The organism is Mesorhizobium sp. WSM4817 (assembly GCF_055811135.1).
This window is the reverse complement of record NZ_JBVVQQ010000028.1, coordinates 1-15296: the sequence shown is the minus strand read 5'-3', so window position 1 is coordinate 15296 and position 15296 is coordinate 1. Positions and strand designations below refer to the sequence as shown.

Here is a 15296-nt window from a genome sequence, read left to right as displayed (position 1 = left end):
TCGCGCGCGGCGAAAGTCTTTCGACGGCGCGCTTATGGACGAGAGCGGGGAGCGGATCAAGAGGCCGTCAGCCATCAGCACAGATTGCGAATATTGACAAAATCGTGTAGATAGCTACATAATTTCAACTACATTAGCGTGAATAAGGCAAGAAGTGAATTGACGATCAACATAAGCAACAAGGAGGCAGACAGCTTGACGCGTGCCTTCGCGAAGGTCGAGGGCGTCGGCATTACCGAGGCGATTGTGATCGCTATGCGTGAAGCTCTGGAGCGCCGGCGTAATCGCGAGACGCCGCTGGAGACGGCGGCACGGCTCCGGGCCGAGTTCGGGATTGAGCTGAGCGAGCAGGCGCGTAACCCGCTGCCGCGCTCGGTTTATGACGAATTGTCCGGCGAAGACTGATGTTCGTCGACGCAGCCGCTATCGTCGCGGTGCTGAGCGACGAAGCCGAAGCCCAGCGCTGTGCGCACGCGGTCATGGAGGCGTCGGCTCCGTTCACGTCGGCGATCGCCGTTTGGGAAGCCGCGATGGCGCTTTCTCGATCGGAAAAGCTGGCCATACCGGTCGCCGTAAGCCTGAAGATAGTTAGCCGTTTTCTCGAAGAGCGGGCAATTGCCCTGCGGGAGCTTCCGCCGGCCTCTGACGCAACATCTCTGTCCGTTGAGGCGGCGTCGCGGTTTCGCAACAACGCTATCCGCCTGAACATGGCTGACTGTTTCCACTACGCTTGCGCGCGCTACTACGCCGTTCCGATGCTTTCGACGGCGGACGAATTCCGGCTTACGGATCTGGAGACTGTCCCCTGACAGGCGGTGATCCCTTCCGCGCCATACTGCGCCGGATCATGCCGAAATCGGCGCCGCCGATGGCGAAGGCGGTGACGAAGTAAAGCAGCGCCCCGCCGGCGACCAGCCCAAGCAGGGTTGCAGTCTTTACCACCAGCGGCGAGCCCGAAGCCAGTTGGGCGGCGAACCAGTGCTCGGCAAAATACAGCGCCGCCGCCATCACCGCCGCCGACAGCACCAGCCGTGGGATGCGTCTCAAGAGCGGTACGTCGCGGCCCCAATGGCCGCGCCGGATCAGCACGCCGAGCAGCATCAGCGCATTGACCCAGCCGGCGACGGCCGAGGCGACGGCGATGCCCGGCGCGCCCATCTGCGGAAACAGCGTCAGCGCGGTGGTGATGTTCACCGCCACCGAGATCGCGGCGAAGATCATCGGCGTGCGTGTGTCCTCGCGAGCGAAATAGCCGGGGGTGAACGCCTTGATCAGCACGAAGGCCGGCAGCCCCAAGCCGAAGATCGCCAGGATCGCCGCCACGATCGGCGTCGAGTTGTTTGCGGCAAATGCTCCGCGTTCGTAGACCAGCCCGACGATCGGCTCCGCCATGACCAGCAGTGCCGCCGCCGCCGGCAAAGTCAGGAACAGCGTGAACTCCACCGACCGGTTTTGCAGATTGGCCGCCTCGATCAGATTGCCCGACTTCAGCGCCCGCGACAGTTCGGGCAGAAGCACTATGGCGACGGCGATGCCGACGACGCCGAGCGGCAGCTGATAAATGCGATCGGCATAGGCGAGCGACGACACCGCGCTGTCCTGCGCCGAGGCGATTGCGGTGCCGATCAGCTGGTTAATCTGGGTGATGCCGCCGGTGATCGCCGCCGGCAGCGCCAGGATCAGCAGCCGCTTGACATTGGGCGTCATCCTTGGCCGGCGAAAGCCGATCGAGATGCCGGCATGGCGCACCGCCACCCAGACGATCGCCAGTTGCACCAGCCCCGCCGCCAGCACGCCCCAGGCCAGTGCGAAGCCAACGGTGCGCGCGTCCGATCCCTTGTGCCAGGCATAGGCGAGCACGCCGATCAGGATGACGTTTAGGAACACCGGCGCCACCGCGGCGGCGAAATAGCGGCGCAGCGAATTCAGCATGCCGGCCATCATGGCGCCGAGCGACATGCAGATCAGATAGGGAAACATGATGGTCGCGAGCCGGACCGTCATCTCGAACTTTCCCGGCGAGTCGGCAAAGCCCGGCGCCACCAGGTAGCGCACGATCAGCGGCATCGCCAGTTCCATGGCGATGGTCAGCGCCAGCAGCGCCGTGAACAGCACGCCGAACACCTCTTCGGAAAAGCGCTTGGCGCCATCGGTGCCGTGGGTTTCGATCTCCTTGGCGAAGAGCGGCACGAAGGCGGCGTTGAAGGCGCCTTCGGCAAACAGCCGGCGGAAGGTGTTGGGAAACTGGAAGGCGGCGTTGAAGGCGTCGGCGATCGGCCCGGTGCCGAGCGCGGCCGCCATCAGCATCTCGCGGCCGAAGCCGAGGGCGCGGCTCATCAGCGTGCCGGAAGCGACCGTCGCGAACTTTTTGACAAGGCTCATGCGTCTGGAGACTGCCTGCAGGATTGGGACAAATGAGTGGTGGCGGTCACTCGGCCGCAGCCTTGGCCTTGCCGCCGCGCTCGGGCACGGTGCCTTCGAGGACGGCGATCAGCCTGTTTTTGATGGCGGCCATGCGGGTCGGGCTGTCGATCTTCTGGCCGGTGAGATCGGTGACATAGAAGGTGTCGATGACCTTTTCGCCGAAGGTGGTGATGTGTGCCGAGGCGATGTCGAGCGACAAGTCGGACAACGCCCCGGTGATCTCGGACAGCAGGCCCGGCCGATCCAGCCCCTCGACCTCGATCACCGAGAACCGGTTCGACAGCGTGTTGCGGATTTCGGCGCGCGGCTGGATGCGGAAGACCTTGGCGCCGCGCCGCGGCTTGGTGCGCTTCTCGATCATCTCCGGCAGCCAGCTCTTGCCCGACAGCACGTCCTCGATCAGCCGGCCGACGCGTTCGGCACGGCGGCGTTCGTCCTCGTCGCGGTCGAATTCCCTCGAGATCAGGATGGTGTCCAGCGCGCGGCCGTCGGATGTGGTGAAGATCTGCGCATCGACGATGTTGCCGCCGGCCGCCACACAGGCGCCGGCAATGACCGACAGCAGGCGGGGATGGTCCTGCGCCAGCACGGTGATCTCGGTCACCGCCTCGAACTGGTGGGTCTTGATCATCGTGGCGAGCTTCTTGCCCGCCGCATCCGCCTCACGGATGAATTCGGCGTGGCGAAGCTGGTCGGCGAGATCGACCGCCAGCAGATAATTCTCATAGTGCTTGGCGACATAGCGCTTGCGCGCCTTTTCCGGCCAATCGGCGAGCGCCTCGGCCAGCTTTTCGCGGGCGGCCGCGGTGCGCATCGCACGCGACACTTCCGAAAACCCGCCGGTCAACAGCAGTTCGGTTTCGTAGTAGAGCGTGCGCAGCAACTGACCCTTCCAGCCGTTCCAGACGCCAGGCCCGACGCCTCTGATATCGCAGACGGTCAGGACGAGCAGCAGCTTCAGCCGTTCAACCGACTGCACGATCGCGGAAAAGTCCTCGATCGTCTTGCGGTCGTTGAGGTCGCGGGTCTGCGCGGTCATCGACATGACGAGATGGTTCTCGACCAGCCAGGCGACCGTTTCGGTGTCGGCCGCCGACAGCCCCATATGCGGGCAGATCCGCCGCGCGATCCGGGCGCCAGCTTCGGAATGGTCCTCCGGCCGGCCCTTGGCGATATCGTGCAGCAGCACCGCGACATAGAGCGCCTCGCGGCTTTTCTTCAGCCCCGGCATCAGCGAGTGGGCAAGCGGGTGGACCTTTTCACCGTCGCCGCGCTCGATCTCGGCCAGCACGCCGATGCAGCGGATCAGGTGCTCGTCCACCGTATAGTGGTGGTACAGCGAGAACTGCATCATGGCGACGATCTTGCCGAAATCCGGGACCAGCTTTGCCAGCAGTCCCGCCTCGTTCATGCGCCTGAGGTTGAGTTCGGCATTGCGGTCCGACGTCAATATGTCGAGGAACAGCCGGTTGGCTTCCTCGTCGCGCCTGAGCGCCTTGCCGACGAGGCCGAGCGAACGGGTCAGCAGCTTCAGCGCATCGGGGTGAAATTCCAGCCCGTGCTTGTCGGCGAACCAGAACAGCCTCAAGAGATTGACCGGATCGCGCTCGAACACCAGGTCGTCGGCGATGTTGATGCGATGGTTGTCGATAATGAAATCGGACGTGCCGGCAAGCTTGCGCTTGCGGCGCGAGAAGGTGAGGAAGATACGGTTGAAGCCCGGCACATGCTTGGCCTGCTCCTCCTCGAGCGCCGCGCAGAAGATGCGGGTCAGATCGCCGACGTCCTTGGCGACGAGGAAGTAATGCTTCATGAAGCGCTCGACCGCCGACAGGCCCGGATGTGTGGTGTAGCCCAGCCGCTCGGCGATCTCGCGCTGGATGTCGAAATGCAGCCGTTCCTCGGCCTTGCCGGTGAGGAAATGCATGTGGCAGCGCACCGCCCACAGGAAGTCCTCGGCCTTCTGGAATTCCCGGTATTCGGTGCCGGTGAAGACGCCCTTGTCGACCAGTTCCTCGCCGGTGCGGACCCGGTAGAAATACTTGCCGATCCAGAACAGCGTCTGCAGGTCGCGCAGGCCGCCCTTGCCGTCCTTGACGTTGGGTTCGACCAGATAGCGGCTTTCGCCGGCCTTCGCATGACGCTCGTCGCGTTCGGCAAGCTTGGCCTGCACATATTCGGGTCCGGTCGTGCGCACCACCTCGCGGTCGAAGCGCTGCAAGAGCTCGTCATAGAGCTTCTGCTCGCCCCACAGGAAACGCGCCTCCAGGATCGAGGTGCGGATGGTGATGTCGGTGCGCGACTGCCGCAGGCATTCGTCGATGTTGCGGGTGGCGTGGCCGACCTTCAGCCCCAGGTCCCACAGCACGTAGAGCATGTATTCGACGATCTGCTCGCCCCATGGCGTCTGCTTGTAGGGCAGCAGGAAGAGGAGATCGATATCGGATCCCGGCGCTAGCGTGCCGCGGCCATAGCCGCCGACCGCTACGACGGCCATGCGTTCGGCCGATGACGGGTTTTTGACGCGATAGACGTGGGTGGCGGCGAACTCGTAGAGCGCGCGGATGATTTCGTCCATGAGATGCGACAGCCGGGCGGCGCAGGCAGTGCCGCTGCCGTCGTCCATCAGCATGCGTTCGGCAATGCGGCGGCCGGCGGCCAGCCTGCTCTTGAGAAGCTGGAGAACACCGGCACGCGCAGCCTTGCCGGAGCCGTCGCCTGCCGTGGCCTCAGTCAGCGCAGTCATCTCGCGGCGCAAGGCTTCGCCGTCGATCAGTTCGTCGAGCTTTAGAGAGATTCTTGCCATAAGTGCCGTTCGGCCTCGCCGTTTTGGCGGCGTCTATAGCGCGTTTTCGCGGCGCTGGGTATGGGGCGGACGGACACGCTCTCCACGGGAGTCGAAACCGGATGATCGCCTCCTGCCGCACTTGATAGATGGTCTTGCTGGACGATGTTGCCAAGCCCGGAAGTGGCGGCGGCCATAAGCATGGAGCGGTTTGGGTCAGGCAGTCCGGCACGCACCACGGCACCAAACATCGAAATTGGCCTTGACCTTCCAGTTATTGGAAGCACTACCTCTGTTGCAAGTTCGAGACAGAGAGGCCTTTCCGCATTGACGCATTCCGACCACGACCATCACGCCCATAGCGGTTGCTGCCCGCCGAAAGCTGCTCCGTCCGTCGCCGACGCGGTCATTCGCGATCCGGTCTGCGGCATGACCGTCGATCCGGCCGCCGGCAAGCCGACCGCCGAGCATGGCGGCCATCGCTATCGTTTCTGCAGCGAGCGCTGCCGTTCGAGGTTCACGGCCGAGCCGGAAAACTACATTACCGCCACCGATCCGGTCTGCGGCATGCGTGTCGAGCGTGCCGCCGCGAAGCACTTTTCCCGGCATGAAGGCCAGGGCTTCTATTTCTGCTCGGCCGGTTGCAAGGTGAAGTTCGAGGCGGAGCCGGCAAAGTATCTTGGCGACAGGCCGGAGCAGCAGGCGATGCCGAAAGGCACGCAATACACCTGTCCGATGCATCCAGAAATCGTCCGCGACAAGTCAGGCGCCTGCCCGATCTGCGGGATGGCGCTGGAACCGATGGGCGCGCCGACCGGCGACGAGGGCCCGAACCCGGAACTGGTCGATTTCACCAGGCGCTTCTGGGTGAGCGCCGTGTTGTCGGTGCCATTGCTGATCTTCGCCATGGCGCCGATGCTCGGCCTGACGTTTAGCGCCTTCATCGAGGATTCGACCAAGATCTGGGTGGAATTGGCGCTGGCCAGCCCGGTTGTGCTGTGGGCGGCTTTTCCTTTCTTCCATCGCGGCTGGGAATCGGTTCTCAACCGCAGCCCCAACATGTGGACGCTGATTTCGCTCGGCGTTGGTGCCGCCTATCTCTACAGCGTCGCAGCCGCGCTGTTCCCCGATATATTTCCGCACCAGTTCCGCGGTCATGAGGGCACGGTCCCGGTCTATTTCGAGGCAGCCGCCGTCATCGTGGCGCTGGTTTTCCTCGGCCAGGTGCTGGAATTGCGCGCCCGTGAAAAAACCGGCTCGGCGATTCGCGCGCTGCTCGACCTCGCGCCGAAGACCGCGCGGCTGATCGGCGAGGACGGTTCCGAAAACGACGTGCCGCTCGACACGGTCAAGGCCGGCGACCGCCTGCGCATCCGCCCTGGCGACGCCGTGCCAGTCGACGGCATGGTGCTGGAAGGTCGCTCTTCCGTCGACGAATCGATGCTGTCAGGCGAGCCTCTGCCGGTCGAAAAGACTGAAGGCGACCCGCTCACTGGCGGCACGCTCAACAAGAACGGTTCGCTGATCATGCGCGCCGAGAGGATCGGCGCCGAAACTACGCTGGCGCGGATCGTCGAGCTCGTCGCCAAGGCGCAGCGTTCGCGCGCGCCGATCCAGGGCCTGGCCGACCGCGTCTCCTTCTATTTCGTCCCGGCCGTCGTGGTGGTTGCGATCGTTGCGTTCATCGCCTGGGCGATCTTCGGGCCGCAACCCAGTCTGATCTTTGCAATCGTCTCGGCGGTCTCGGTGCTGATCATCGCCTGTCCCTGCGCGCTGGGCCTTGCCACGCCGATGTCGATCATGACCGCCACAGGGCGCGGCGCGCATGCCGGCGTGCTGATCAAGGACGCCGAGGCGCTCGAGCGCTTTGCCTCGGTCGACACGCTGATCGTCGACAAGACCGGCACATTGACCGAAGGCCGGCCGAGATTGACCGAAATCGTCGCTGCCGAGGGCATGGCGGACGATGATCTGCTGGCCCTTGCCGCCGGCCTCGAAAAAGGCTCGGAGCATCCGCTGGCCGAGGCGATCGTCGAAGGCGCCCGTGAACGCGGCGTAAAGATTCCCGACGCCGGCGGTTTCGAGGCGGTCACCGGCAAGGGCGTTTCCGGCACGGTGTCGGGACAGAAGGTGGCGCTCGGCAACGCCGCGATGATGGCCGCTCTCGGCATCGATATCGCATCCATCTCGACCAGCGCCGAGGCGCTGCAGGCCGAGGGCAAGACCGCGATGTTCGTCGCCGTCGGCAACAAGCTGGCCGGTATCGTCGCCGTCGCCGACCCGATCAAGGCGACGACATCAGAGGCGATAAAGGCGCTGCACGAGCGCGGCCTGAAGATCATCATGGCGACCGGCGACAACGAACGCACGGCGAAGGCCATCGCAAGCAAACTCGGCATCGACGAGGTGCGTGCCGGCCTGCTGCCGGAACAGAAGAGCGCGCTGGTCGAGGAGTTGCGCACCAGCGGCGGCGGCGTCGCCATGGCCGGCGACGGCGTCAACGACGCGCCGGCGCTGGCCGCCGCCGATGTCGCCATGGGCACCGGCGCCGATGTCGCGGTCGAAAGCGCCGGGATCACGCTGGTCAAGGGCGATCTCAACGGCATCGTTCGGGCCCGCACGCTCGCCCAAGCGACGATCCGCAACATCCGCCAGAACCTGTTCTTCGCCTTCCTCTACAACGTGCTTGGCGTGCCGGTCGCCGCCGGCGTGCTCTATCCGCTCACCGCCACGCTGTTGTCGCCGATGCTGTCGGCAGCGGCGATGAGCCTGTCCTCGGTTTCGGTGATCACCAACGCGTTGCGGCTCAGGACGTTGAAACTCTGAGCCAAGTTCCCAGATAGGAACTCGTTCAAAAAGGAGATCATGAATGACGTTGGCCAAGAAGATCGTGCTGCTGCTGATGGCGGCCGGAATGCTGCTTGCCGTTTTCCTGGAAAGCATTCCGTCGCAAGCCCAGGAGACGAAACACGACATGGGGGCGCACGACATGGCAGCGATGGGCGCGCAGGGCGCCTCGACCGACAGCTACAAGGCGGCGATGGACAAGATGCACACCGCGATGATGGCGATCGAATATTCCGGCAATGCCGATGTCGATTTCGCCCGCGGCATGATCCCGCATCACCAGGCGGCTATCGACATGGCCAAGGTCGAGCTTGCCAATGGCAAGGATCCGGAAATGCGCAAGCTGGCCGAAGCGGTGATCGCGGCGCAGGAAGCCGAGATCAAGCGGATGCAGGATTGGCTGGCCGCCCATCCGGTGGAGTAGCACCAGAGCGGGAAGGACTTTGATCTGGATTTCTCCCCGGCTGCCATCGGGCCTCGACTGGAGCACGTCATGCCGTCAACGATAAGAACCACGACATTGCCCTCGGGCGAAGCCGTTCCCGTGCTGGGTCAAGGCACCTGGAAAATGGGCGAGGACGCCCGCCGCCATGCCAATGAGGTCAATGCCCTGAAGCTTGGGCTGGATCTCGGCATGACGCTGATCGACACTGCCGAAATGTATGCCAGCGGTGGCGCCGAGGAAGTGGTGGCGGATGCCATTGCCGGGCGCCGCGACGAGGTGTTCCTGGTCTCCAAGGTGCTGCCGTCCAACGCCTCGCGCACCGGCGTGCCGGCGGCCTGCGAGGCAAGCCTCAGGCATCTGTGCACCGACCGCATCGATCTCTATCTGCTGCACTGGCCCGGCAGCGTGCCGCTGGCGGAAACGGTCGAGGCCTTCGAGGCGTTGAAAAAAGCCGGCAAAATCCGCCACTGGGGCGTCAGCAATTTTGACACTCATGAGATGGAGGAACTGGTCAGCCAGCCGGCCGGCGACGGCGTCCAGACCAACCAGATCCTCTACAATCTGTGCCAGCGCGGCCCCGAATTCGACCTTGCGCCCTGGAGCCGGCAGCGCGGCATTCCGCTGATGGCCTATTCGCCGGTCGACCAGGGCGTATTGGCGCGTAACGCCAGCCTCGAAGCCATCGCCGCCCGCCACGATGCGACGCCGGCTCAACTGGCGCTGGCCTGGGTGATGGCACAGGACGGCGTCATCGCCATTCCAAAGGCCAGCAAGCAGGAGCATATCCGCCAGAATGTCGCGGCGCTCGACATCGAGCTTACGCGTGAGGATTTCACCGAAATCGACCGCGCCTTTCCGCCGCCGAGGCGCAAGCAGGGCCTGCAGATGATTTGAGGGATGGGAGCGGGGAAATAGTGATTGGCATATGATTAAAGTCGCGTTCCTTCGCGCCCCCTCTGTCCTGGCGGACATCTCCCCCACTTTGGGGACACTTTGGGGGAGATCGGCAGCTTCGCAGACTGCATCTTTTCTCGAGCGTTGGAGATTGGCGAAAACGATGATGATAGCCGATCTCCCTACCTGTGGGGGAGATGTCAAGTGGTGGCAAAGAGGGCAGGACAGAGGGGGCGCCGTAGAGCGCCATCGTACGAAGCCTGACTACTTCCCCGCCATCCCCTTCAGCCGGTAAAGCGCCTCCAGCGCCTCCCGCGGCGTCATCTCGTCGGGGTTGATCTCCCCGAGCGCCGCGCTCAGTCCATCGCTCTTTGTCGGGCTCGATGCTTCCCGCCTCACCGCCACCGAAAACAGCGGCAGATCGTCGACCAGCCGGTTGGCCTTGCCCGAAACCTCGCCCGCTTCCAGCTGATGCAGCACTTCCCTGGCCCGCCCGACCACCGCCTCCGGCAAGCCGGCCAGACGCGCCACCTGCACGCCGTAGGAGCGGTCGGCGGCACCCTTGCCGACCTCGTGCAGGAAGACCACGTCGCCTTCCCATTCCTTGACCCGCATGGTGACATTGTGCAGTCGAGCAAGCTTGCTGGCCAGCGCAGTCATTTCGTGGAAATGGGTGGCGAAGATCGCCCGGCAGCGGTTTTTCTCGTGCAGATACTCGACCGCCGCCCAGGCAATCGACAGGCCGTCGAAGGTGGCGGTGCCGCGGCCGATCTCGTCGAGGATCACCAGCGCGCGCTCGCCGGCCTGGTTGAGGATCGCCGCCGTTTCGACCATCTCGACCATGAAGGTCGAGCGGCCGCGCGCCAGATCGTCGGAGGCGCCGACACGTGAAAACAGCCGGTCGACGACGCCGATATGGGCTGATGCCGCCGGTACGAACGAGCCGGTCTGGGCGAGGATGGCGATCAGCGCGTTCTGCCTGAGGAAAGTCGATTTGCCGCCCATATTGGGGCCGGTCAGCAGCCAGATCGCGCCGTTTTTGGCATTGCCTTCCGGCGACAAATCGCAATCATTGGCGACGAACGGTCCTTCGCCCGAACGCCGCAGCGACTGTTCCACCACCGGATGCCGCCCGCCCGAAATGGCGAAGGCGAGGCTCGCGTCCACGATGGGTCGGCACCAGGCCTCGCTTTCGCAAAGCAGCGCCAGTGCCGCCGACACGTCGAGCACGGCGAGTGCTTCGGCGCCGGCGCGGATCTTGTCCGCCTCGCCGACCGCTTCCGCCGTCAGCCTGTCGAAGGCGGCAAGCTCGATCGCCAGCGCCCGGTCGGCGGCATTGGAGATCTTCGATTCCAAGTCCGCCAGTTCGGTCGTGGTGAAGCGCATGGCGTTGGCCATGGTCTGGCGATGGATGAAGCGCGCCTTCGCCCCGTCGCTGCTCGTCATGATCGCATGGTTGTTGGCGGTGACTTCGATGTAGTAGCCAAGCACATTGTTGTGCCGGATTTTCAGCGAGCGGATGCCGGTTTCGTCGATCAGCGAGCGCTCCAGCCCGGCGATCACCTTGCGCGATTGATCGCGCAGCGCCCGCATCTCGTCGAGCTCAGCGTTGTAGCTGGAACGGACGAAGCCGCCGTCGCGCTTGAGCAGCGGCAGGTCGTCGGCGAGCGCCCGCGTCAGATGCTCGGCCAGCGGGCGGGGCAGCGCCTCGATCGCCGCCAGCGCCGCCGCCAATTCTGGCGGCAGGGCGGTCGCCCCAAACAGTTCGGCAATAGCGCCGGCGGCCTCGAACCCGGCACGCAGCGCGCCGAGATCGCGCGGGCCACCGCGGTTGAGCGCCAGCCGCGACAGCGCGCGTGGCATGTCGGCGACGCTCTTCAGGCTCGCCCGCACCGCCTGGCACAGCCGTGTCTCGGACCGGAAGAACGACACCGAATCCAGCCTTGCGCCAATTGCCGCCGGATCGGTCAGCGGCGCCATCAGCCGGTCGGCGAGCAGCCGCGCGCCGCCGCCGGTCACCGTGCGGTCGATCGCCTTGAACAGCGAGCCCTCGCGGCTGCCGGACAGCGTGCGCAGCAGTTCCAGATTGGCGCGTGTCGCCGGATCGATGAACAGCGTCGAACCCTGCTCCTCGCGCTCGGGCCGCGACAGCGGCGGCCGCTCGGCCTTCTGCGTCTTCTCGACATAGGCGATGGCGCCTGAGATCGCCGACAGCTCGGCGCGGGAAAACGTGCCGAAACTGTCCGGCGTCGCCACCTCGAAGAAACGGGCTATGCGCCCGGCGGCCGACGCCGAGTCGAACAGGCTCGGCGGCTGCGGACTGGCGATGCGGCCGAGCACATCGAACACCGGTTTCAGCTCTGGATCGTAAAACACCGGTTCGGCGACGATCAGTTCGCGTGGGTCGACGCGAAAGACATCGGCGAGCAGCCGGTCGGCGCTGGTCTCGGCAACGCGGAAGGCGCCGGTCGAGATCTCGATCCAGGCCAGCGCAAAACTTCCTTGGTTCCCTGTCGAGCTGCCGCGCTCCCCGCTTCTTTGTTCGGCTCCGCCCTTGACCCGGCCAAGTGCCATCAAGAAACTCGATTCCGACGGCGCCAGCAATTTGTCCTCGGTGATGGTGCCGGGCGTTACCAGCCGCACCACGTCGCGGCGCACCACCGATTTGCCGCCGCGTTTCTTCGCCTCTGCCGGATCCTCGATCTGCTCGCAGACGGCGACGCGGAACCCTTGTCCAATCAGCTTCTGCAGATAATCGTCGGCGGCATGCACCGGTACGCCGCACATCGGGATGTCGAGGCCCTGGTGCTTGCCACGCTTGGTCAGGACGATGCCGAGCGCCCGGCTCGCCTTCTCGGCGTCGTCGAAGAACAGCTCGTAGAAATCGCCCATGCGGTAGAACAGCAGCGAATCCGGGTTCGCCGCCTTGATCTCGATGTACTGCTCCATCATCGGCGTTGCCGGCGCAAAGGCCGGCGTAGCGCTGTCGCTGCGAATGGGCGTTTCGTCGTTCAAGAAGTTGCTTCCAAAATTTCCCAAGCCATCTGCTTGGCGGTTTACAGCGGCGAAGTGTAGCCTTAATCCCGAACGTTCCACAAAAGAAAGCACCGCGCCCGTCTCAACGAGGTGCTGCACGGGTGAGGAAATCGAAAGCATCATGGCCAAGAAAACCGAAAGCAACGGCCCCTCCGTCAGTGCGCAGGAGGCGCTGGAATTCCACGCCATGGGCCGCCCGGGCAAGCTGGAGATCGTCGCCACCAAGCCGATGGCCACCCAGCGTGACCTAAGCCTCGCCTATTCGCCGGGCGTCGCGGTTCCGGTGCTTGCCATTGCCGAGGATCCCAGCCGCGCCTTCGACTACACGGCGCGCGGCAACATGGTCGCCGTCATCTCAAACGGCACCGCCATCCTCGGCCTCGGCAATCTCGGCGCGCTGGCCGCCAAGCCGGTGATGGAAGGCAAGGCGGTGCTGTTCAAGCGCTTCGCCGATGTCGATTCGATCGATCTCGAGGTCGACACCGAGGATGCCGAAGAGTTCATCAATTGCGTGCGTTTCCTTGGGCCGTCGTTCGGCGGTATCAATCTGGAAGACATCAAGGCGCCGGAGTGCTTCATCATCGAGCAGCGGCTGCGCGAACTTATGGACATACCGGTCTTTCATGACGACCAGCACGGCACCGCCATCATTTCGGCGGCCGGCCTGATCAACGCGCTGGAAATCACCGGCCGCGACATGAAGACCACCAAAATGGTCTGCAATGGCGCCGGTGCCGCCGGCGTCGCCTGCATCGAGCTGATGAAGGCGATGGGCTTTGCGCCCGAAAACATCATCCTGTGCGACACCAAAGGCGTCGTCTTCCAGGGCCGCACCGAAGGCATGAACCAGTGGAAGTCGGCGCATGCCGCCAAGACCGACGCACGCTCGCTGGCCGAGGCGATCGACGGTGCCGACGTGTTCCTCGGCCTCTCAGCCAAGGGCGCGCTGACCACCAAGATGGTGCAGTCCATGGCCGAGAAGCCGATCATCTTCGCCATGGCCAACCCCGATCCGGAGATCACGCCGGAGGAAGTCGCCGAAATCCGCGCCGATGCCATCATGGCCACCGGCCGTTCGGACTATCCGAACCAGGTCAACAACGTGCTCGGCTTCCCTTACATCTTCCGCGGCGCGCTGGACGTGCGGGCGACCACCATCAATGACGACATGAAGATCGCCGCGGCGCGTGCGCTCGCCGAACTGGCGCGCCAGGATGTACCCGACGACGTCGCCGCCGCCTACCAGGGCATGCGGCCGAAATTCGGCCCCAACTACATCATCCCGGTGCCGTTCGACCCGCGCCTGATCTCGGCCATTCCGATCGCGGTTGCCAAGGCCGCGATGGAATCCGGCGTCGCGCGCAAGCCGATCCTCGACCTCGACCGCTACGCGCAGGAGCTTTCCGCCCGCCGCGATCCGATCGCCTCGACCCTTCAGCGCATCTACGACCGCGTGCGCCGCCAGCCCAAGCGCATCGTTTTCGCCGAGGGCGAGGAGGAGCAGGTGATGCGCGCCGCCGTCTCCTATGTGAACCAGCGGCTCGGCACCGCCATCCTGCTGGGCCGCGACGACATCATCAAGGAGAACGCCAGGAACGCCGGCATCGAACTGAACAAGCAAGGCATCGAGATCATCAATGCCAGGCTGTCGCGCCGCAACGGCGTCTACACCGACTATCTGTACGAGCGTATGCAGCGCAAGGGCTTCCTGTTTCGCGACTGCCAGCGCCTGATCAACACCGACCGCAACCATTTCGCCGCCTGCATGGTGGCGCTGGGCGATGCCGATGGCATCGTCACCGGCGTCACCCGCAACTACTCGACGGCGCTCGACGACATCCGCCGCATCATCGACGCCAAGCCCGGCCACCGCGTCATCGGCGCCTCGATCGTGCTGGCGCGGGGCCGAACCGTGATCGTCGCCGACACCGCCGTGCACGATATGCCGAATGCCGAACAGATCGCCGACATCGCCGAGGAGGCCGCCGGCTTTGCCCGCCGCATGGGTTATGAGCCGCGGCTGGCCATGCTTGCCTATTCCACCTTCGGCCATCCGCAGGGCGAGCGCTCCGAACGCATCCAGGAAGCGGTGCGCATCCTCGACAAGCGGCGCGTCGATTTCGAGTATGACGGCGAGATGGCAGCCGACGTGGCGCTCAGCGCACGCGCCATGGCGCAATACCCGTTCATCCGGCTGACCGGCCCAGCCAATGTGCTGATCATGCCGGCCTTCCACTCGGCCTCGATCTCGACCAAGATGCTGCAGGAGCTCGGCGGCTCGACCGTTATCGGCCCGCTGCTGGTCGGCCTGGACAAGCCGGTTCAGATCGTCTCGCTCAACGCCAAGGACAGCGACATCGTCAACATGGCGGCGATTGCCGCTTATACGGCGGGGGCCTGAGGAGCGAGCGCCTCTTCCTAAATCAGGCCTGCCTGCTCAGCCTCGTGGCGTAAATTCTGCCGCGGCCTTGGCCCGATCTGCTGGATCACCAGCCCGGCCGCCAGCGAGCCGAGATCGCCGCAATGCTTCAGGCTGCGGCCTTGTGTGTAGCCGTAGAGGAAGCCGGCGGCATAGAGGTCGCCGGCGCCGGTGGTGTCGACCAGTTCGCGGATTTCCGTCGCATTGATGGTGACGGTCTCGTCGCCGCGCACGATGACCGAGCCCTTTTCGGAGCGGGTGACGGCGGCGATCTTGCAATCCTTGCGGATCTGGGCCAGCGCCTCGTCGAAGGAGGCGGTCTGGTACAGCGACTTGATCTCGTGGCTATTGGCAAAAACGATATCGACAGTGCCCGAGCGCATCAGCTCCAGAAACTCCTCGCGGTAGCGGTCGACGCAGAACGAATCCGACAATGTCATCGACAC

At 64.6% G+C, this 15296-nt stretch carries 10 protein-coding genes; 6 read left to right on the top strand and 4 right to left on the bottom strand.

The features are described from left to right. The first annotated feature begins 159 nt into the window (after window positions 1–159). Together AC0L2K_RS28855 and AC0L2K_RS28850 are read left to right on the top strand one after the other, a co-directional pair. The gene (locus tag AC0L2K_RS28855) at window positions 160–405 is read left to right on the top strand and encodes a type II toxin-antitoxin system VapB family antitoxin (RefSeq protein ID WP_027151585.1); all 246 of its coding nucleotides are present in this window, start codon (window positions 160–162) and stop codon (window positions 403–405) included. Next, window positions 405–809: a type II toxin-antitoxin system VapC family toxin gene (locus AC0L2K_RS28850; RefSeq protein WP_027151586.1), complete on the top strand. Its 405-nt coding sequence runs from the start codon at window positions 405–407 to the stop codon at window positions 807–809. The genes AC0L2K_RS28855 and AC0L2K_RS28850 overlap by 1 nt, the downstream gene beginning before the upstream one ends. On the opposite strand, the gene murJ is transcribed toward AC0L2K_RS28850, so the two are convergent. Together murJ and AC0L2K_RS28840 are read right to left on the bottom strand one after the other, a co-directional pair. Beyond that, the gene (gene murJ / locus AC0L2K_RS28845; RefSeq protein ID WP_287066120.1) at window positions 784–2382 is read right to left on the bottom strand and encodes a murein biosynthesis integral membrane protein MurJ; all 1599 of its coding nucleotides are present in this window, start codon (window positions 2380–2382) and stop codon (window positions 784–786) included. The genes AC0L2K_RS28850 and murJ overlap by 26 nt on opposite strands. A gap of 46 nt (window positions 2383–2428) precedes the next feature. Further along, entirely contained in the window at window positions 2429–5230 is a 2802-nt protein-coding gene (locus tag AC0L2K_RS28840) for a [protein-PII] uridylyltransferase (RefSeq protein ID WP_473532999.1), read from the bottom strand. A 306-nt stretch (window positions 5231–5536) separates the two neighbouring features. Between AC0L2K_RS28840 and AC0L2K_RS28835 the strand changes: the two genes are divergently transcribed. From AC0L2K_RS28835 to AC0L2K_RS28825, 3 genes are all read left to right on the top strand, one after another. Then, complete coding sequence (locus tag AC0L2K_RS28835) at window positions 5537–8035, top strand: heavy metal translocating P-type ATPase (RefSeq protein ID WP_473532998.1); 2499 nt, start codon at window positions 5537–5539, stop codon at window positions 8033–8035. Window positions 8036–8078: 43 nt separating this feature from the next. Then, window positions 8079–8480 (top strand): CopM family metallochaperone, encoded by a 402-nt coding sequence (gene copM, locus AC0L2K_RS28830; RefSeq protein WP_473532997.1) that lies wholly within the window; start codon window positions 8079–8081, stop codon window positions 8478–8480. A gap of 69 nt (window positions 8481–8549) precedes the next feature. Next, the gene (locus tag AC0L2K_RS28825) at window positions 8550–9395 is read left to right on the top strand and encodes an aldo/keto reductase (protein WP_473532996.1); all 846 of its coding nucleotides are present in this window, start codon (window positions 8550–8552) and stop codon (window positions 9393–9395) included. 264 nt (window positions 9396–9659) lie between these two features. Here AC0L2K_RS28825 and mutS read toward each other — a convergent pair whose 3' ends face one another. Beyond that, window positions 9660–12410, bottom strand: a complete 2751-nt coding sequence (gene mutS / locus AC0L2K_RS28820) for a DNA mismatch repair protein MutS (protein ID WP_473532995.1) — start codon at window positions 12408–12410, stop codon at window positions 9660–9662. A 142-nt stretch (window positions 12411–12552) separates the two neighbouring features. Between mutS and AC0L2K_RS28815 the strand changes: the two genes are divergently transcribed. Beyond that, window positions 12553–14832, top strand: a complete 2280-nt coding sequence (locus AC0L2K_RS28815; protein ID WP_023803750.1) for an NADP-dependent malic enzyme — start codon at window positions 12553–12555, stop codon at window positions 14830–14832. Window positions 14833–14849: 17 nt separating this feature from the next. Here AC0L2K_RS28815 and AC0L2K_RS28810 read toward each other — a convergent pair. Next, on the bottom strand, window positions 14850–15296 hold a 447-nt coding region (locus AC0L2K_RS28810; protein ID WP_473532994.1), incomplete at its 5' end, for an adenosine kinase.